Below are 17,751 nucleotides of genomic sequence, written 5' to 3' on the forward strand. Positions count from 1 at the left end.
GGCGGGGTAACCCGCCGCGGCATGGCCGGCTCGCGTCACTTGCCCGCCAGCACACGGCCGCCGGCATCCGCCGGCGCGCCGCCGCGCTCCTTCACCCGCGCCGCGTCCATCGCCCGTGCCAGCGCATCGAACACTGCCGGCCCCTTGCAGCGCGACACGTTGAAGCGCATGTACGACGTCGCGCTGCGCGACGCGCTGAACACATTGCCGGGCGCGAGCACCACGTCGTGGTCCAGCGCATGACGTGCGACGCGCGCCGCGTCGAGCCCGTCCGGCAATTGCGCCCACACGAACAACCCGCCGCGCGGCTCCGTCCAGATCCCGAGGCCGGCTCGCGCGAGGCGCCGGATCGTTTCGCCCATCGCATCCGCGAGACGCGCGCGCAGGCTGTCGAGATGGCGCCGGTACGTGCCGTCGATCAGCAGCCGATGCACGACGTTCGCGCCGATCTGCGCATTGCCGAACGACGTCGCGAGCTTCAGGTCGACGAGCGCGTCGATCCATTCCGGGCGCGCGGCGATATAGCCGCAGCGGATCGCGGCCGACAGCGTCTTCGAGAAGCTGCCGATCGACACGACGCGCGACAGCCCGTCGAACGCGGCGAGGCGCGGCGCGGGCGTGCTCTCGAAATCCGCGAAGATGTCGTCCTCGACGATCAGCAGCCCGTGCTCGGCCGCGAGCGTCAACAGCCGGTGCGCGACGGGCGGCGCGAGCGTCGCGCCGGTCGGGTTGTGCAGCGCGGCGTTGGTGATGTACAGGCGCGGCCGGTGCTCGGCGAGCACCTGTTCGAAGCGCACGAGATCGGGGCCGTTCGGCGTGAACGGCACGCTGACGATCCGTGCACGGTGCGCGCGCAGCAGCGCCTGGAAGTTGAAGTAGCACGGATCGTCGAGCACGACGGTATCGCCGGGTTCCAGCAGCAGGCGGCACACGAGGTCGAGCGCGTGCGTGCCGCCGTCGGTCAGCATGATCTGCGCGGGCTCCGCGTGGACGCCGTGCTGCGCGAGCCGCCACGCGAGCTGCTGGCGCAGCGCGGGCAGGCCGAGCGGCGTCGCATAGTCGGTCAGCGCATCGGATTCGTCGCGCGACACGGCGCGCAGCGCGCGACGCAGGCTTTCGTCGGGCAGCCACGACGACGGCAACCATCCGCAGCCGGGCTTCACCGACGTCGGCGCCGCTTCGAGCGACTGACGCGACAGCCACAGCGGATCGAGCGCGCGATCGAGGCGCGGGCCGAGTTCCGCGAGCGCGAGCGGCGGGGCGTGGCCCGACACGTAGAAGCCCGAACCGCGCCGGGCGACGAGCACGCCTTCGCTCGCGAGCCGCTCGTACGCATCGACGACCGTCGATTTCGACACGTCGAGCGCGTCGGCCATCATCCGGATCGACGGCACGCGCGCGCCGGGCATCAGCGCGCGGCTCGCGATCCGCGCGCGCAGGGTGTCCATGACGGTTTCGACGCGCGTGCGCGACGGCGCGGGCGGAGCAGGAATCGGGGCGGAAGGGCGCATGGCGAACGATGAACTGTACGGCCGGTCGTCCAGTACAGTTTGTCTGAATTGTATTGGGCTGTAGCTTACGCCGTTTTCGCCGGCGGCGGATCATGGGTCATTCCCTTTCCATTCAGGATCGACCGTGCAAAAGACGACCGACGGATGGCTCAGCGGCTTGCTGGGCGTCATCATCTTCAGTGGCTCGCTGCCCGCGACGCGGGTCGCGGTGCAAGGGCTCGACCCGCTGTTCCTCACGTTCGCCCGCGCGACGATCGCCGGCGCGCTCGGCCTGCTGCTGCTCGTCGTGCTGAAGCAGAAGCGGCCGTCGCGCGCCGAGGCTGTGTCGTTGGCCATCGTCGCGCTCGGTGTCGTGGTCGGTTTTCCGTTGCTGACGGCGCTTGCGCTGAAGCACGTGACGTCCGCGCATGCGATCGTGTTCGTCGGGCTGCTGCCGCTCGCGACCGCGCTGTTCGGCGTGTGGCGCGGCGGCGAACGGCCGCGGCTGCCGTTCTGGATCTTCTCGATCGTCGGCAGCGGCGCGGTGGCCGCGTTCGCGCTGCGCAACGGCGGGCAGGCGTCGGTGGTCGGCGATGCGCTGATGCTGGCCGCGATCGTCGCGTGCGGGCTCGGTTATGCGGAAGGCGCGCGGCTGTCGCGCCAGCTCGGCGGCTGGCAGGTGATCTCGTGGGCGCTCGTGCTGTCGCTGCCGCTGATGTTGCCGCTCACGTGGCTGACCTGGCCCGCGTCGTTCGACGGCGTCGATGCCGCCGCACTGTGGGGGCTCGCGTACGTGTCGCTGTTCAGCATGCTGATCGGCTTCGTGTTCTGGTATCGCGGGCTGGCGCTCGGCGGCATCGCGGGCGTCGGGCAGTTGCAGCTGCTGCAGCCGTTCTTCGGCTTCCTGCTCGCGGCCGGGCTGCTGCACGAGACGGTGCCGCCGTCGATGGTCGTCGTGACGGTCGTCGTGGTCGGCTGCGTGGCGGGCGCGAAGTACTTCTCGAAGATGGCGCCGGTGCAGCGCGCGGGGTGACTGACGCAGGCGCAGCGGCGTGCCGCGCATCGGGCCGACGTCACCTGATGCGCGGCTGGCTGCAAACCGGTTGCCGTCGATGCGCATGATCGCGGTCGTGCGCCCGACGACGAGACCTCAAGCAAAACGGCCAGGCTGCCGGTAGCGGCAAGCCTGGCCGTTGGCGTTCGTCACGCCGTACGCGTGTTACTCGAACGTTTCCAGCGCGAGCAATTCGCCGATCGTCTGCCGGCGGCGGATCAGCCGCGGCGTGCCGCGATCGACGAGCACTTCCGGCGCGAGCGGCCGGCTGTTGTAGTTCGAGGACATCGACGCGCCGTACGCGCCCGCGTCGTACAGGAACAGCAGATCGCCGATCTGCGGCTGCGCGAGCTTGCGGTGCGTGACCACGCCGCCTGCATCCTGCGTGAACACGTCGCCCGATTCGCACAGCGGCCCGGCGATCGCGAGATCGACGAGCGGCCGCCCGGCCGGTAGCGCGCCATCGTGCGCATGCACCGACACCGCGTGATAACTGCCGTACATCGACGGGCGCATCAGGTCGTTGAAGCCCGCGTCGATCAGCACGAAATCGTGCTTCGGCCGACGGTTGACGGCCTGCACCTCGGTGACGAGCGTGCCGGCTTCGGCGACCAGAAAGCGGCCCGGTTCGATCTCGATGCGCACCGGGTGGCCGAGATGCCGTTCAATGCGCTTGCGCGCGGCGTCCCACTGGCTGAAGTAGTGATCGACGTCGACACGCGGCTCGCCGTCGCGATACGGAATCGACAGGCCGCCGCCGGCCGAGATCGCATCGATGTCGTGGCCGAGCGACGTGACGAGATCGACCATCGCATCGCACACCTGCGACAGGTGGCCGTAGTCGACGCCCGAACCGATGTGCATGTGGATGCCGACCAGCTTCAGCCCGTACTGGCGCACGATCTCGATCGCGCGCGGTACGTCGTCGATCCAGATGCCGTGCTTGCTCTGCGGGCCGCCGGTGTTGGTCTTGTTGCTGTGGCCATGGCCGAAACCGGGGTTGACGCGCAGCCACACGCGGTGGCCGGGCGCGTGCTCGCCGATGCGCGCGAGCATGTCCAGCGAGCCCGCGTTCACGGTCACGCCGTGCTCGAGCACCGCCGCGAGCGTCGGGCGGTCGATCAGGTCGGCCGTGAATACGACGCCTTCCGGCTCGCCTGCGGGACTGAACCCCGCCGCGAGGCTGCGCTCGATTTCGCCGAGCGACACGGCGTCGACGCACGCGCCTTCGTCGCGCATCAGCTTCAGGATATGGACGTTCGAATTCGCCTTCTGCGCATAGCGGATCACGTCGAACTGGCGCAGTTGAGCGATGCGGTCGCGGATGACGTCGGCGTCGTACACCCACAGCGGGGTGCCGTATTGCTGCGCGAGGGCCGCGAGCTGGCGGGAATCGAGGGACATGGCGGATGAATCGGATCGAATGAACGGATAGCCGGATGATGCGCCTGATTGGCTATACAGTAAAATGCCTATATATCGATACTCGATTCATTCCTGATATATACGATCATGCTGACGCACCGTCATATCGAGGTTTTCCGCGCGCTGATGGTCACCGGCAGCACGACGCGCGCGGCCGAGATGCTGTACACGTCTCAGCCGACGATCAGCCGCGAACTGGCGCGGATGGAGCAGGTCGTGGGCTTTGCGCTGTTCGAACGCGCGCACGGCCGGCTGCGGCCGACGATGGCCGCGCTCACGCTGTTCGACGACGTGCGGCTCGCATATGTGGGGCTCGAACGCGTCGCGGCGACGGCCGCTCGCCTGCGCGAGTTTCGCGACGGGCAACTGTCGGTGATCGCGCTGCCCGCGTTCTCGCACGCGATCCTGCCCGGCGCGTGCCGGCGCTTTCACGACGCGCATGCGGGCGTCAGCGTGTCGGTCGCGACGCAGGAGTCGCCGGTGCTCGAGGAGTGGCTCACTGCGCAGCGCTACGACCTCGGGCTGACCGAGCACGACGTCGCGCCGGCCGGCACCGTGCTCACGCCGCTGCTCGAAGTCGATGAGGTGTGCGTGCTGCCCGACGGCCATCCGCTGCTCGCGCAGGACGCGATCGACCTGCTGGATCTCGCCGATCGCCCGTTCGTGAGCCTGTCGCTGAACGATCCGTATCGCATCATGATCGACGAGGCGTTCGCGCAGCTCGGTGTCGCGCCGCGCTCGGTGGTCGAGACGCCGTCGGCCGTGTCGGTGTGCGCGTTCGTGCGGCAAGGGCTCGGGGCCGCGATCGTCAACCCGCTCACGGCGCTCGATTTCGTCGGCCGCGACCTGCACGTGCGGCCGCTCACGCGGTCGTTTCCGTACCGGGTCAGCGTGATCGTGCCCGAACATCGACCGAAGAGCCTGCTCGTCGACGCGTTCGCCGATGCGTTGCGCGGCGAAGCGAAGGCGATCCGCCGCCGGCTGGCCACCCACCTCGGCTAGCGGCGCCGCCGTATGATGGGCGTTTCGCCGTCATCACCGTCATTTTCCGGAATCCTGTCATGACCGACGCATCGTCTTTCCTCGAACAACCGACCCTCACCGGCGAACGTGTCGTCCTGCGCCCGCTCGACGTATCCGACCGGCAGGCGCTGCTGGACGCCGCGGCCGACGGCGAGTTGTGGAACCTGAAAGTCACGGTCGTGCCGGGTGCGCAGACGGTCGACGCCTACATCGACACGGCGTTGCAGGGGCGGACGGCCGGCACCGTGATGCCGTTCGTGATCGTCGATCGCGCGTCGGGCCGCGCGATCGGCAGCACGCGCTTCTGGAAGATCGACCGCAAGAATCGCAAGCTCGAGATCGGTCATACGTGGCTGAGCGAATCGGCGCAGCGTACGCGCGCGAATACCGAAGCAAAGTGGTTGCTGCTGGCTTACGCGTTCGACACGCTGCAATGCGTGCGGGTGCAGTTCACGACGGACGAGCTGAACGAGAAATCGCGCGCGGCGATCCTGCGGCTCGGGGCGAAACAGGAGGGCATCGTGCGTCACGAACGGATCATGCCGGATGGCCGCAAGCGCAACTCGGTGCGCTTCAGCATCATCGACGACGAATGGCCGGAAGTGCGTGCGCGACTCGACGCGAAGCTGGCGACGTAATGCGTGACGTGTGACGTGTGACGCGGGGCGCTTGATGCTTCAGACGCGCGTCGCGCCGCCGGCAGGGGAGGCGGCAGCGCGACGGCGGGGGAAACGGTGCACCGCGCACGATGCGCGGCGCGGCATCGCCTGAATTACTGCGCCGATGCGAGGTGATGACGCTGCGCGAGCTTCTGCGCATCCGCGTAGTGCGCCTGCAGGATCGGCAGCGCCTGGCGTGCGACTTCCTTCAGCTTGGTGTCGCGGCCCGATGCGATTTCGGCCTGGAATGCCGAGATCGTCTTCTGCTGGCCGGCGAGCGCGACCTGTTCGATATACGCCTTGTCGAACTCGGCGCCGCGCAGGCTCTTGATGCTGTTCAGCACGGTCGTGTCCGGGTCGTTGGCCGGCACGTCGACGCCGCGCGGGCTCGCCGCGCGCATCGCCTGGATGATCTTCGCATCGTCGGTCGACACGCGTTGCGCGAACGCCTTGACCTGGCTGTCCGACGTGCGCGAATCGGCGATGCGCGCGGCGTCGTGCTGGGTCGACACGGTCTTCGTGCCGTCGGTGATGAAGGTCTGGTCGGCTTCGTGGATGCGCGTCGCGGTCGCGGCCGGCGCGGCAGATGCCGCGGGTGCCGGTTGCGCGGTTTGCGCGGTCGCCGTCACGGCGACGAGAAGCAGGCCAGCGGCAGACAAGGCAAGGCGCGAAATGTGGGGAAAGCGGTTCATGGGACCTCCTTTCGATCGGGGCTCTGGTTGAAAAACGGATCGTGCGATCCGTCGCTGTGCGAGAGAGACCGGGCGCGCCCGGACCGGATTCGACTGCCGCTCTGCCGCGGCGGCGTTCGAAGCGTTTTCCGGCCCGACTGATTCTAGGAGAGCGGTCGGGAAGCAGGTGCAACCGTGCTGTGGCTTGTGTAACGGTTGGTAAGACGAATCGATGAGCATGCGCGCGGACAGGTAGGGCGTACCTGATGCGAATGCGGCGGCGGCAATTTTTGCGCGCGTGGGGCGCATGCAATGCATGAGATGTACGTGCGTGTCATCGGCATTTCATCGGCGTGATGTTGTCGCGGCCGTTGCCGTGGCGGCGCGTCGTGAGAGAGGGCGGTGTGCGCGCGCGGCGTGCGTGCAAGCGTTACACGCGATCGAGCAGCGCATCGAGCCGCGGCAGCAACGGCGTCGCGCAATGTGCCTGCAACGCGTCGGGCGCGGTGTAGCCCCACGCGACGCCCTGGAACGCGATATGTGCACGCCGTGCCGCGTCGGCGTCGCGGATTTCGTCGCCGACGTACAGCACTTCGTCGGCGCGCACACCAGCCTCGCGAACGAGCGCGCGCAGACGGCGCGCCTTGCCGAACAGCGGAATGCCGCATGCGAAGTGGTCGACGCGCGCGCCGGCGCGCGGGCCGAGCCGGTCACGCACGATCTCCTCGGTATTCGACGTGGCGATCGCGATGCGAATGCCGCGCGCGGTGAGCGCGTCGAAGGTTTCGTCGACGCCGGGGAACAGCTTCACGTGCGCGACGCGCGGCCGCATCAGGCGGCGCATGTCGATCGTCACGCGCGGCACTTTCCACATCGGCACGTCGAGCGCGCGGATGATGTCGCGCGCCGACATCCCGCGCAGCGCGGGGCGCAGTTCGGGCGTGGCGTCGCGAAAGCCGTGCAGGCGCGATGCTTCCGACAGCGCGGCGAGAAAGCTGTCGAGCGAATCGGCGAGCGTGCCGTCGAAGTCGAAGGCGATGAGGCGGTAGGTCATCGGGCGACGCGTGCGAGGCGGAACGTGGCGAGGGTAGTTGGCGGCCGTGCTACTCGTAATGGTAGCGGCACGACACGATGCTGATTTGAAGGTCGTCAGCCTCGTAGACCAGACGGTTCGTATCGTCGATACGGCGGGACCAGAAACCAGACAGATTGGCTTTCAACGGCTCGGGCTTGCCGATGCCTTCGAACGGCGTGCGCTGGGTTTCGCGAATGAGCTGGTTGATGCGCTTGAGCGTCTTGCGATCCTGCCCTTGCCAGTAGACATAGTCGTCCCATGCATCGGAAGTAAAGAGCACGCGACGTACGCTCATTCATCATCCTCGGCGAGCTTGTGTTCTTTCGCCTTGCCCTTGCGCAGTTGCGCGATCGAACGTTCGAGATGGGCGACGTTGGCCGGCGAGCGCAGCAGGTGAACCGTCTCCATCAGGCTGTCGTAATAGTCCTGCGACATGATGACGGCGTTCGGTGCATCGCGGCGCGTGATGAGCGTCACGTCAGCATCGTCGACGACCTGGTCGATGACGGTCTTCAGATTGCCGCGGGCATCGGAAAAATGAATCGTGCGCATGGTGTGCCTTACTTGTACGTGTAACGGTACAAGTATAGCACTATCCGGAGATATGTACCGAATGTTGTACATGTCTTGAGGCGACGCGCATCTGTTTCTCCCGCGGCGGCCCGGCCATGCCCTTGTCCCGCACCCCACGGCGCGGTATCGTCGACGCTCAGCCTTCCGCCCCTCGAACCGGAGAACAGACGTGCCCGCAGCCACCCCCGCCACGCTGAGATTTTCCACCGACAAGCGCGAACTCGATATCGACGCGATCTTCGACTTCCTGCATCGCGACGCGTACTGGTCGCAGGGCATTCCGCGCGACGTGGTCGAGCGGGCGATCGAGGGCTCGCTGTGCTTCGGTGCGTATGTCGGCGACCGGCTCGTCGGGTTCGCGCGGCTCGTCACCGATCATGCGACGTTCGCGTACCTGTGCGACGTGTTCGTGCTGCCGGCCGAACGCGGCAACGGCTACGGCCGCGCACTGATCGACCATATATTCGCGCAGGAGATGGTGCAGCGGCTGCGCCGCATCATGCTCGTCACGACCGACGCACACGAACTGTACCGGCCGGTCGGTTTCGGTCCGTCCGCGAACCCCGAGCGGCTGATGGAGATCCGCCGCCCCGACATCTACACGAAACGCTGACGCGCGGCGCAGCGCATACAATACGCGCTTTCCGTTTTTGCCGAAGAGAAGCACACCATGACCGAACAGGAAGCCGAACAGCTCGCGACGCACCGCCACTACAAGGGCGGCCTGTACCGCTACATCGGCGTTGCCCGCCATTCCGAAACCGAGGAATCGGTGGTCGTCTACGAGCATCTGTGGCCGCATGCGCGCGGGCTGTGGGTGCGTCCGGAAGCGATGTTCAACGGCAATCTCGAAGACGGCACGCCGCGTTTTCGCAAGCTGCGCGACTGAGCGGGCGACACCGCAGCCGGTGTCTAGCCGGCGCTGCCCGGCTTGTCGTGCGGCGCCTGTTGCCGCAGCGCCATCGCAAAGAAGCGCCGGATTTCCTCCATCAATTCCGCACGGGCCGACGCGAAATCGAACGCGCGCCGGTTTTCGTGCGCGTAGCGCCGGCGCCAGTCGTCGGCTGCATGCCGCGCCTCGCGTGCGCGCAGCTCGTCGAGTTCGGGCGTGCGCAGCGCGTGATCGGCGATCAGCGTCACGCCGTCGCGGCTGACCTCCAGCACGCCGCCCGCGACGAGCAGGCGGCGATGCTCGCCGGTCGGCGCATCGACGAGCATCACGACGCCCGGCCGGATCCGCGTGAGCAGCGGCGCGTGGTGCGGATAGATCCCCAGTTCCCCGCTTTCCCCCGGGACGACGACGAAATGTGCGTCGCCGGCATACAGCACCGCTTCCACGCTCACGATGTCGAGCTTCATCGACGTCTTCATGCGGACTCCTTCAGACTGCCGCCGCGCCGGCGACGATCTCGCACAGCTCGGTGGTGATCTGCGCCTGTCGCGTCTTCTGATACAGGTGCCGCAGTTCGCGCAACACGCGGTCGGCGTTGTCCGTCGCGGTCTGCATGCTGAACATCCGCGCGCATTGCTCGCACGCGTAGTTTTCGACGACGGCCTGATAGAGCGTCGCCTCGACGTAGCGCAGCAGCAACGTATCCACGACCGGTTTGGGCGCGGGCTCGTACAGATAATCGGACGAGGACGTGGCCGCACCGTCGCTCGGCGCGCCGGTGTCGAGCCCCGCGATCGGCAGCATCGCATCGATGCGCGGCTCGTACGCGAGCGGGCTCGTCAGCCGGTTGTACGCGACGTGCACTTCGTCGAGCTCGCCGTTGACGAACGCGGTCAGCGGCACGAGCAGCGCACCGAGCAACTGCTCGAAGTGCGGCTCGGCGGCCAGGCCGCTCGCACGGGCCGCGATGGTCGCGCCGTGGCGCAGCAGCGGCGCGAGGCCGCGCGCGCCGATCACGCTCAGTTCGCATGCGACGTTGGCCCGGTCCCAGCGTTCGAGCGCATCCACGCATTCGACGAGCAGCCGCGCATTGAGCGGGCCGCACAGCCCGCGATCGGTGCTGACGACGATCAGGCCGACGCGGCGCACGGTATCGCGTCGCGCCATTAGCGCCGATACGTGGTCGGGACGGTCGCGCAGCACGCGTTCCGCCATCGCGCCGATGCGCGCCGCGTACGGGCGGAACTCGCGCGCGCGTCGCTGCGCGCTCGCCATCTTGGTGCGCGCCATCATTTCCATCGCCTTGGTGATCTTGCGCGTGGACGAGGTACTGGCGATCTTCGCGCGGATTTCGCGTGTGTGCATGTCAGGGGGGCGTTGCGGCCATCCGAAGGTCATCGTGCGACTTCATGCTATCGGGACTTCACCTGAAACGATTGACGGAAATCAAACGACTTCGCCCGGTCCCGCACGAGAATCCGTTCACGTGATCCTTGCGAAGGGGCAGTCGATGACCGAGTTGCGCACGCATCAGAAATACGACGCGCTGATTGCGCGTTGCCGCGCATTGCGCCCGGTGACGGTCGCGGTCGCACATCCTTGCGACGAGGTATCGCTGCATGCGGCGGCGGCCGCCGCTCGGGCCGGTATCGTCGTGCCCGTGCTGGTCGGCCCGGTGGCGCGGATCACGATGCTCGCCGCGACGCTCGGTATCGACCTGTCCGGTTATCGGCTCGTGGATGCGCCGCACAGTCATGCGTCGGCGGCGCGCGCCGTCGAGCTGGTGCGCGCGGGCGACGCGCAAGCGCTGATGAAGGGCAGCCTGCACACCGACGAGTTGCTCGCGGAGGTGGTGCACGCCGATACGGGATTGCGCACTGCGCGGCGCCTGAGCCACGTGTTCATCATGGACGTGCCGACTTACCCCAAGCCGCTGTTCATCACCGACGCGGCCGTCAATATCCGTCCGACGCTCGAACAGAAGGCCGACATCGCGCAGAACGCGATCGATCTCGCGCACGCGCTCGGCATCGCCCGGCCGAAGGTGGCGATCCTGTCGGCGGTCGAGACGGTCAGCTCGAAGCTGCCGTCGACGCTCGACGCGGCCGCGCTGTGCAAGATGGCCGAGCGCGGCCAGATCACCGGCGCGCTGCTCGACGGGCCGCTCGCGTTCGACAACGCGATCAGCCCGGAGGCCGCGCGGCTCAAGCATCTCGGTTCCGCGGTCGCGGGCGATGCGGACATCCTGCTCGTGCCCGATCTCGAGGCCGGCAACATGCTCGCGAAGGAGCTGACGTTCCTCGCGAATGCCGATGCGGCCGGCATCGTGCTCGGCGCGCGCGTGCCGGTTATCCTGACGAGTCGCGCGGACAGCGAACGCACGCGCCTGGCGAGCTGCGCGGTCGCGGCGCTCGTCGCGGCGGCGGCGCGCGCGACCGCGACGCCCGTGGACGTGCCGGCGGTTACGGCCGACGCACACTGACGAGGCCGCGATGCGACATCCCGTCCTGGTGCTCAACGCCGGCTCGTCGAGCCTCAAGTTCTCCGTCTACGACACGCGCGACGATCGTTCGCTCGATGCGGGCCTGCACGGGCAGGTCGAGAACCTGCATGACGCGCCGCATCTGTTCGTGGCCGATGCGCACGGCGCGACGCTCGCCGACAGCGCCGTCGCGCGACCGGGGCATCGAGGCGCGATCGAGGCGCTGCACGCGTGGTTCGCCGCGCACGTCGGGCGGGAAGCCGCGTTCGACGGCGTCGGGCACCGGGTCGTGCATGGCGGCCCGTACTTCACCGCACCGGTGCGGATCGATGCGCGCGTGCTCGATGCGATCGCGTCGCTTTCACCGCTCGCGCCGCTGCACCAGCCGCATCACGTCGACGCGATTCGCGCGGTGGCCGCGGTTGCGCCGAACCTGCCGCAGGTCGCGTGTTTCGACACCGCGTTCCATTCGACGGTGCCGGCGCTTGAACGGGAGTTCGCGTTGCCGCGCGCGCTGACCGGGCAGGGCATCGTCCGCTACGGGTTTCACGGGCTGTCGTACGAGTACATCGCGACGGCGCTCGCGGTGCTCGATCCGTCTTGGGCGCGGCACCGGACGGTGGTCGCGCACCTCGGCAACGGCGCGAGCCTGTGTGCGCTCGCGAACGGCCGCAGCGTCGCGACGACGATGGGGTTCACGGCCGTCGACGGGCTGCCGATGGGCACGCGCACGGGCGCGCTGGACCCGGGCGTGATCCTGTACCTGCAGCGACACGCAGGCCGGTCGCTCGACGAGGTCGAACATCTGATCTATGCCGAATCGGGCTTGCTCGGCGTGTCCGGCGTGTCGAGCGACATGCGCACGCTGCTCGCGAGCGACGCACCGTCGGCCGCGCATGCGGTCGAGCTGTTCGCCTATCGCGCGGCCCGCGAACTCGCCGCGCTGGCCGGCGTGCTCGGCGGTCTCGACACGCTCGTGTTCACGGCGGGCATCGGCGAGCACGCGCCGCGCGTGCGTGAACGGATCTGCCGCCGCGCGGCGTGGCTCGGCATCGCGCTCGACGACGCGGCGAACGCCGCCGGCCTGCCGGTGATTTCGAGCGACGCGTCGCGCGTGACGGTGCGCGTGATCCCGACCGACGAGAACCTGATGATCGCGCGGCACACGCGCCGCGTGCTGGACGACGCGATCCCTTCCACGCCGTATCCGACCCGGTGAGACCTCCGATGACAGCACGCGACACGCCTTCTCCCGCCATCAGCGCCCCCGCGCTGCCGATTTTCTGGCCGATGGCCGCCGCCACGGCGATGTTTGCCGCCGGCGCCGAGATCGCGGCGCGCAATCTGCGCTTTCTCGCGGAAGAGGAGAAGCTCCATTTCGAAGCGCATCCGGCGCTGGCCTCGGCGAATCGGCCGTTGCTGGAACTGCGGACGATGACGTTTCGCGATTATTCGGCCGCGCCGGCGCACGGGCTGCCGACGATCGTCGATGCGCCGTACGCAGGGCACAGCGCGATGATCGCCGACTACCAGCCGGGGCAGAGCCTGATGCAGACGCTGCGCGAGCACGGCGTGACGCGGCTGTACCTGACCGACTGGCGCTCGGCCACCGAGGACATGAAGGACCTCGAGATCGACCAGTATCTGGCCGAGCTGAACGTGTGCGTCGACGAACTCGGCGGCCGCGTGAATCTCGTCGGGCTGTGCCAGGGCGGCTGGATGTCCACGATGTATGCGGCGCGTTTCCCGCACAAGGTCGCGAGCCTCGTGCTGGCAGGCTCGCCGATCGACACCGACGCGGGCGACGGCCCGATCAGGCAAATGGTGCACACGTATCCGACGTCGTTCTACGAGGAACTCGTCGCGATGGGCGGCGGGCTGATGCGCGGGCGCTTCATGCTGCGCGGCTGGAAGAACATGCATCCCGATCAGCACTATCTCGCCGAGCACGTCGACCTGTACGAGCATCTCGACGATCCCGAATACCTGCGCAAGCGCGAGGTGTTCGCGAACTGGTACGAAAGCCCGATCGACCTGCCGGGACGCTGGTACCTGCAGGCGATCGTGCAGATCTTCAAGGAGAACCGGCTCGCGAAGGGCACGTTCGTCGCGCTCGGGCGCACGCTCAACCTGAAGGACGTCGCGTGCCCGGTCTATCTGCTCGCCGGCGAGGCCGACGACATCACGACGCCGGAGCAGGTGTTCGGCGCGCGCGACTATCTCGGGGCGCCCGCGTCGCGGATCGAGAGCCGGCTCGTGCCGGGCGGCCATATCGGCCTCTTCATGGGGACGCGCACGCTGAAGACGGTGTGGCCCGACATCGCGCGATGGATCGCGGCGCAGCGCTAGGCCGATGCGGATCGGCAAGGGGGACGACATGACGTTGCGACACAAGCGGGGGCTCGTCGTCGGCATCGCGAACGAACAGAGCATCGCGTGGGGATGCGCACGCGCGTTTTGCCGGGCGGGCGCCACGCTCGCGGTGACCTGGCAGTCGGACAAGACCTTGCCGCACGTCGAGCCGCTGTTCGCGCAACTCGATGCGCCGATCCGGATGCCGCTCGACGTCGGGCGACCCGACCAGATGGCGGCGGTGTTCGACGCGATCGCGGTGCAATGGGGCGCACTCGACTTCGTGTTGCATTCGGTTGCGTATGCACCGAAGGCCGATCTGCAAGGCCGCGTGGTCGACAGTTCGCCGGAAGGTTTCGCGTTGGCGATGGATACCTCGTGCCATTCGTTCATCCGGATGGCGAGGCTCGCCGAGCCGCTGATGACGCGCGGCGGGAGCTTGATGGCGATGAGCTATCTCGGCGCGGAGCAGGTCGTCGCGAACTACGGGGTGATGGGGCCGGTCAAGGCCGCGCTCGAGGCGAGCGTGCGCTACCTGGCGGCCGAACTCGGCGGCGCGGGCATTCGCGTCAACGCGATTTCGCCGGGCGTGCTGCCGACGCGCGCGGCGTCGGGCCTGCCGGACTTCGGCCGGCTGCTCGACGACACCGCGCGCCGCGCGCCGCTGCATCACGCGCTGGACATCGACGACGTCGGCGCGTTCTGCGCGTTTCTTGCCGGCGACGGCGCACGGGCGATCACGGGCGGCACGCACTATATCGACGCCGGCATGCACATGCTCGGCTAGGGCCAGCGCAAGCCCGTTATCAGCGTGAACAGGCCCTAGCGTGCCGGCGGCACGCGGTGTTCAGGTCCGCGCGAATGCCTGCACGAGGGCCGGCGGCGCGTGGGCGACCGTCACCTCCGGCGTGCCATGCCACGCCGCGAGTTTCTTCACGGCCTTCGCGACGTCGGCCGCGAGCCCCGTGCCGAACCGCACACCCGGCTCGACGTGCACGGCCTTCAGCTCGAACGTGCCGAGCCTGCGATGCGCTTTCGCATCGACGCGGCCCACCAGCCGGCCGCGATGCAGCACGGGCAGGCAGAAATAGCCGTAGCGCCGCTTGTGCTCGGGCGTATAGCACTCGATCGTGTAATCGAAACCGAACAGCGTCGACGCGCGCCGTCGGTCCCACACGACCGGGTCGAACGGCGACAGCAGCGTCGTGACCGTCGAGCGCAGCGTGTCGGCCGCCGCCGCCGGCAGCAGCGCGTCGAGCGAGCGATGCACGTAGGCCGGTTCCTTCCAGTCGTCGATCTGCACCGGAATCAGGTCACCGGCATCCGCGAGCCGCTCGAGTTCCGCGCGGTACGAACGGCGCGGTAGCCGATAGTAGTCGGCCACCCAGTCCGCGCGCACGACGCCCAACGCGCGGCACGTGTAGTCGAGCAGCGCGGGCAATACCGCATCGCGCGGCGGCAGGTCGCGCGTATCGTCCCAGTCGGGCAGCACGCGTTCGCGCACGTCGTACACGCGCTGGAAATTGCGGCGCTCCGACACCATCAGATCGCCCGTCGTGAACAGCACTTCCAGGTGACGTTTCTCGGGCTTGCGATCCCACCAGCCGTTGCCCTTCACGCCGTCCTCGCGCGCGAAATCGGCCGACCGCACCGGGCCTTCCTCGCGAATCCGCGCGAGCAGCCGTTCGATCTCCGGACGATTCTGCTCGTGCCACTCGGCCGCATATTTCCAGCCCATCCCGGACGGATCGAGCATCTTGTAGCGCATCAGCCCGAACTGCTCGATCGGCAGGAAACACGCTTCGTGCGACCAGTATTCGAACAGGCGCGCCTCGGCGAGATGTTCGTCGAGCCAGTGCGGCGGGAAATCGCCGAGACGGCTGAACAGCACGAGATACGGGCTGCGCGCGACGACGTGGATGGTGTCGATCTGCAACTGCGCCATCCGGCGGATCGTGTCGAGCACGTCGGGCTTGGTCGCCTTGCGGCGTGGCGGCGTGAGCAGGCCCTGTGCGGCGAGATGCAGGGCGCGGGCGGCGGCGGGCGAGAGCGTGAGCATCGGAAGGACGGTCGAGGGTGGCGATCGGGAGCCACTTTAGCGCGAAAGCGGCGCGCGCGTGCGACGCGCGGCCGCAACGCGTCTGACAATGGTTGACAGATGCCTTTCGCAAGTTTCCCTATAGTGCAGTTCATGGCGCGACGACACATGCGCGCAACGATTCCGCTTCCGACGCACATATGTCCATGGCACGCAGGAAGCGAATCCGGGATTCTCAACCCCCATCGGGAGACCCGGAGCCCTGAGCGAACATCCATGCGGCTGTGCACCGGCCCCGTGTGGATGTTCGCTGATTTTTTTGTTTTTCCGGTTTTCGTCCGTCGCCGCGCAGCTCATGCCGCGGCGCCATCCGCCCAGGGCCTGTTCACGCTAATAACGGGCTTGCGAACGTGTCTTTCCGCCCATCCCCCAAGGGGACTTCCTTCGGGCGCAGGCAAGGAGTGTGGAGGCGCAATAGCCGTAGCTATTGCAACGACGAACGACGCCGCCATGCGGGCGCAAAGGCACGTTCCCCTGTTTGGAAAAATTCATTCGTGGGGCCAGCGCAAGCCCGTTATTCGCGTGAACAGGCCCTATGCCCGCTTGCCGCGCGCGACTTCGTCGCCGGCGCCGGGCGGCAGCCGCCGCGTGATCGGAATCGACGCGAACGAGCACAGCCCGACCACGAGGAACGCGGGCCAGAAATCCGACCACACCATCGCCTGATGGCCCTGGAGCCAGTGCGACACGTGCAGCACGAGGCCGGCCACCGTCACGCCGAGACCCAGCGACATCTGCTGCACGACGCTGCCGAGGCTCGTCGCGCGGCCTGCGTCGCGCGGCGAGATGTCCGCGTAGATCATCGAATTCAGGCTCGTGAACTGCAGCGCGGGGAAGATGCCGCCGACCAGCACGATCAGCCAGATCGCCCAGGTCGCCATGCCGGGATGGAACACGCCGTACGCGGCGATCGCGAGGCCCGCGAATGCCGCGTTGTAGATCAGCACCGTGCGAAAACCGAAGCGGCGCAGCGTATGCGTGGCCGTCGAGCGGCTGACCGCGCCGCCGAGTGCGGACGCGCACGTGATGAGGCCCGAGTGGAATGCGCTCATGCCGAGCCCTTCCTGCAGCGCGAGCGGCAGCAGGAACGGCACCGCGCCGAGGCCGATGCGGAACAGCGACCCGCCGACGACGCTCGCGTGATACGTCGGGATCTTCAGGAAGCTGAGGTCGAGCACCGGGCGCGCCTTGCGGCGCGCGTACGGCACGTACAGCGCGAGCATCGCGGCGCCGGCCGCGCACATGATGATGGCGTTCGAGCGCGACGTGAGCGAACCGTCGATCAGCGTGAGGCCCATCAGCAGCAGCGCGGCGCCGCTGGCCGACAGCAGGAAGCCGAACCAGTCGAGCGGGCCCGGATCGGGCTCGTGCGTGTTCGCGATGTGCTTGCTCGCGAGGTAGATCCCGTAGATGCCGATCGGCACGTTGATGAAGAAGATCATCCGCCAGTGCAGGTAGGTCGTGATGAAGCCGCCGACGAGCGGCCCGACCGTGGGCCCGAACAGCGCGGGAATCGCGAGATAGTTCATCGCGCGCACGAGATCGGCGCGCGGCACCGCGCGGAAGATGATGATGCGGCCGACCGGCACCATCATCGCGCCGCCGACGCCCTGTATGAAGCGCGCGAACGTGAGCACGCCGAGGGAGTTGGACGCCGCGCACATCAGCGAACCGACGACGAAGATGCCGATCGCGGTGCGGAACACGGCGCGCGCGCTGAAGCGGTCGGCGAGCCAGCCGCAGATCGGGATGAACACGCCGAGGCCGACCACGTAGGCCGTGATCGCAATGTTCAGGGTGACGGGGTTGTGCCCGAAGTCCCTCGCCATCGCAGGCAGCGCGGTGACGATGATGTTCGCGTCGACGCTTTCCATGAACAACGCACAGGCAACGATGAGCGGTGCTAGAAAGACGGGCGACATGGGCTGGGCGCGCGGTAAAGACGCCATTATGCCCA

The 17,751-nt window shown here is 68.0% G+C and carries 19 protein-coding genes; 9 read left to right on the plus strand and 10 right to left on the minus strand.

Going from position 1 to position 17,751, the window contains the following annotated elements; all coding sequences use genetic code 11:
• Positions 1-35: 35 nt before the first annotated feature.
• The gene (locus tag HWX14_RS10130) at positions 36-1,511 is read right to left on the minus strand and encodes a PLP-dependent aminotransferase family protein (RefSeq protein WP_175882597.1); all 1,476 of its coding nucleotides are present in this window, start codon (positions 1,509-1,511) and stop codon (positions 36-38) included.
• Positions 1,512-1,635: 124 nt separating this feature from the next.
• Between HWX14_RS10130 and HWX14_RS10135 the strand changes: the two genes are divergently transcribed.
• Positions 1,636-2,523, plus strand: coding sequence for a DMT family transporter (locus HWX14_RS10135; protein ID WP_012339669.1), 888 nt, complete (start codon positions 1,636-1,638; stop codon positions 2,521-2,523).
• Positions 2,524-2,709: 186 nt separating this feature from the next.
• Here HWX14_RS10135 and lysA read toward each other — a convergent pair whose 3' ends face one another.
• Positions 2,710-3,948: a diaminopimelate decarboxylase gene (gene lysA / locus HWX14_RS10140; RefSeq protein WP_175882598.1), complete on the minus strand. Its 1,239-nt coding sequence runs from the start codon at positions 3,946-3,948 to the stop codon at positions 2,710-2,712.
• Positions 3,949-4,056: 108 nt separating this feature from the next.
• On the opposite strand from lysA, the gene HWX14_RS10145 reads away from it, so the two are divergent.
• A complete protein-coding gene (locus HWX14_RS10145; protein WP_175882599.1) occupies positions 4,057-4,971 on the plus strand; it encodes a LysR family transcriptional regulator in 915 nt (304 codons plus the stop codon).
• Between the two features lie 59 nt (positions 4,972-5,030).
• Complete coding sequence (locus HWX14_RS10150; RefSeq protein ID WP_175882600.1) at positions 5,031-5,630, plus strand: GNAT family protein; 600 nt, start codon at positions 5,031-5,033, stop codon at positions 5,628-5,630.
• Between the two features lie 134 nt (positions 5,631-5,764).
• Here HWX14_RS10150 and HWX14_RS10155 read toward each other — a convergent pair whose 3' ends face one another.
• The 4 genes from HWX14_RS10155 to HWX14_RS10170 all read right to left on the minus strand — a co-directional run bounded on the left by HWX14_RS10155 (position 5,765) and on the right by HWX14_RS10170 (position 7,949).
• Positions 5,765-6,343, minus strand: coding sequence for a DUF4142 domain-containing protein (locus HWX14_RS10155; protein ID WP_011547272.1), 579 nt, complete (start codon positions 6,341-6,343; stop codon positions 5,765-5,767).
• Positions 6,344-6,752: 409 nt separating this feature from the next.
• Positions 6,753-7,376 (minus strand): HAD hydrolase-like protein, encoded by a 624-nt coding sequence (locus HWX14_RS10160; RefSeq protein ID WP_175882601.1) that lies wholly within the window; start codon positions 7,374-7,376, stop codon positions 6,753-6,755.
• Between the two features lie 49 nt (positions 7,377-7,425).
• Positions 7,426-7,692, minus strand: coding sequence for a Txe/YoeB family addiction module toxin (locus tag HWX14_RS10165; protein WP_011547274.1), 267 nt, complete (start codon positions 7,690-7,692; stop codon positions 7,426-7,428).
• Positions 7,689-7,949: a type II toxin-antitoxin system prevent-host-death family antitoxin gene (locus HWX14_RS10170; RefSeq protein ID WP_011547275.1), complete on the minus strand. Its 261-nt coding sequence runs from the start codon at positions 7,947-7,949 to the stop codon at positions 7,689-7,691. Before HWX14_RS10170 ends, HWX14_RS10165 begins: the two co-directional genes overlap by 4 nt.
• A gap of 190 nt (positions 7,950-8,139) precedes the next feature.
• On the opposite strand from HWX14_RS10170, the gene HWX14_RS10175 reads away from it, so the two are divergent.
• On the plus strand, positions 8,140-8,583 hold the full coding sequence (locus HWX14_RS10175; protein ID WP_175882602.1) for a GNAT family N-acetyltransferase: 444 nt from the start codon (positions 8,140-8,142) through the stop codon (positions 8,581-8,583).
• A gap of 57 nt (positions 8,584-8,640) precedes the next feature.
• Positions 8,641-8,859, plus strand: a complete 219-nt coding sequence (locus HWX14_RS10180; RefSeq protein WP_006480837.1) for a DUF1653 domain-containing protein — start codon at positions 8,641-8,643, stop codon at positions 8,857-8,859.
• A gap of 23 nt (positions 8,860-8,882) precedes the next feature.
• Here the strand turns inward: HWX14_RS10180 and atpC are convergent, their stop codons facing one another.
• Both atpC and atpG read right to left on the minus strand, forming a co-directional pair.
• On the minus strand, positions 8,883-9,341 hold the full coding sequence (atpC, locus tag HWX14_RS10185; protein WP_175882603.1) for an ATP synthase F1 subunit epsilon: 459 nt from the start codon (positions 9,339-9,341) through the stop codon (positions 8,883-8,885).
• A gap of 10 nt (positions 9,342-9,351) precedes the next feature.
• The gene (gene atpG, locus HWX14_RS10190; protein WP_175882604.1) at positions 9,352-10,227 is read right to left on the minus strand and encodes an ATP synthase F1 subunit gamma; all 876 of its coding nucleotides are present in this window, start codon (positions 10,225-10,227) and stop codon (positions 9,352-9,354) included.
• A 145-nt stretch (positions 10,228-10,372) separates the two neighbouring features.
• Here atpG and HWX14_RS10195 point away from each other — a divergent pair, with 145 nt between their 5' ends.
• From HWX14_RS10195 to fabI, 4 genes are read left to right on the plus strand one after another with little or no spacing between them, the layout of a single operon-like run.
• Positions 10,373-11,344 (plus strand): phosphate acetyltransferase, encoded by a 972-nt coding sequence (locus tag HWX14_RS10195; protein ID WP_175883550.1) that lies wholly within the window; start codon positions 10,373-10,375, stop codon positions 11,342-11,344.
• Positions 11,345-11,354: 10 nt separating this feature from the next.
• Complete coding sequence (locus HWX14_RS10200; protein WP_175882605.1) at positions 11,355-12,563, plus strand: acetate/propionate family kinase; 1,209 nt, start codon at positions 11,355-11,357, stop codon at positions 12,561-12,563.
• Between the two features lie 8 nt (positions 12,564-12,571).
• A complete protein-coding gene (locus HWX14_RS10205) occupies positions 12,572-13,693 on the plus strand; it encodes an alpha/beta fold hydrolase (RefSeq protein WP_175882606.1) in 1,122 nt (373 codons plus the stop codon).
• Positions 13,694-13,721: 28 nt separating this feature from the next.
• The gene (gene fabI / locus HWX14_RS10210) at positions 13,722-14,483 is read left to right on the plus strand and encodes an enoyl-ACP reductase FabI (RefSeq protein WP_175882607.1); all 762 of its coding nucleotides are present in this window, start codon (positions 13,722-13,724) and stop codon (positions 14,481-14,483) included.
• Between the two features lie 60 nt (positions 14,484-14,543).
• Here the strand turns inward: fabI and HWX14_RS10215 are convergent, their stop codons facing one another.
• Positions 14,544-15,755 (minus strand): crosslink repair DNA glycosylase YcaQ family protein, encoded by a 1,212-nt coding sequence (locus HWX14_RS10215; protein ID WP_175882608.1) that lies wholly within the window; start codon positions 15,753-15,755, stop codon positions 14,544-14,546.
• Positions 15,756-16,327: 572 nt separating this feature from the next.
• Complete coding sequence (locus HWX14_RS10220) at positions 16,328-17,716, minus strand: MFS transporter (RefSeq protein WP_175882609.1); 1,389 nt, start codon at positions 17,714-17,716, stop codon at positions 16,328-16,330.
• Positions 17,717-17,751: the final 35 nt, after the last annotated feature.

The organism is Burkholderia sp. BCC0044, assembly GCF_902832955.1.
GTDB lineage: Bacteria > Pseudomonadota > Gammaproteobacteria > Burkholderiales > Burkholderiaceae > Burkholderia.

Bases quoted from the DNA above. Each gene is read 5' to 3' on its own strand.
- fabI (WP_175882607.1), top strand. From the start codon at position 13,722: ATGACGTTGCGACACAAGCGGGGGCTCGTCGTCGGCATCGCGAACGAA.
- HWX14_RS10215 (WP_175882608.1), bottom strand. From the start codon at position 15,755: ATGCTCACGCTCTCGCCCGCCGCCGCCCGCGCCCTGCATCTCGCCGCA.
- HWX14_RS10165 (WP_011547274.1), bottom strand. From the start codon at position 7,692: ATGAGCGTACGTCGCGTGCTCTTTACTTCCGATGCATGGGACGACTAT.
- atpG (WP_175882604.1), bottom strand. From the start codon at position 10,227: ATGCACACACGCGAAATCCGCGCGAAGATCGCCAGTACCTCGTCCACG.
- HWX14_RS10200 (WP_175882605.1), top strand. From the start codon at position 11,355: ATGCGACATCCCGTCCTGGTGCTCAACGCCGGCTCGTCGAGCCTCAAG.
- HWX14_RS10220 (WP_175882609.1), bottom strand. From the start codon at position 17,716: ATGTCGCCCGTCTTTCTAGCACCGCTCATCGTTGCCTGTGCGTTGTTC.
- HWX14_RS10160 (WP_175882601.1), bottom strand. From the start codon at position 7,376: ATGACCTACCGCCTCATCGCCTTCGACTTCGACGGCACGCTCGCCGAT.
- HWX14_RS10205 (WP_175882606.1), top strand. From the start codon at position 12,572: ATGACAGCACGCGACACGCCTTCTCCCGCCATCAGCGCCCCCGCGCTG.
- HWX14_RS10195 (WP_175883550.1), top strand. From the start codon at position 10,373: ATGACCGAGTTGCGCACGCATCAGAAATACGACGCGCTGATTGCGCGT.
- HWX14_RS10180 (WP_006480837.1), top strand. From the start codon at position 8,641: ATGACCGAACAGGAAGCCGAACAGCTCGCGACGCACCGCCACTACAAG.
- HWX14_RS10145 (WP_175882599.1), top strand. From the start codon at position 4,057: ATGCTGACGCACCGTCATATCGAGGTTTTCCGCGCGCTGATGGTCACC.
- HWX14_RS10130 (WP_175882597.1), bottom strand. From the start codon at position 1,511: ATGCGCCCTTCCGCCCCGATTCCTGCTCCGCCCGCGCCGTCGCGCACG.
- HWX14_RS10150 (WP_175882600.1), top strand. From the start codon at position 5,031: ATGACCGACGCATCGTCTTTCCTCGAACAACCGACCCTCACCGGCGAA.
- HWX14_RS10170 (WP_011547275.1), bottom strand. From the start codon at position 7,949: ATGCGCACGATTCATTTTTCCGATGCCCGCGGCAATCTGAAGACCGTC.
- HWX14_RS10155 (WP_011547272.1), bottom strand. From the start codon at position 6,343: ATGAACCGCTTTCCCCACATTTCGCGCCTTGCCTTGTCTGCCGCTGGC.
- lysA (WP_175882598.1), bottom strand. From the start codon at position 3,948: ATGTCCCTCGATTCCCGCCAGCTCGCGGCCCTCGCGCAGCAATACGGC.
- atpC (WP_175882603.1), bottom strand. From the start codon at position 9,341: ATGAAGACGTCGATGAAGCTCGACATCGTGAGCGTGGAAGCGGTGCTG.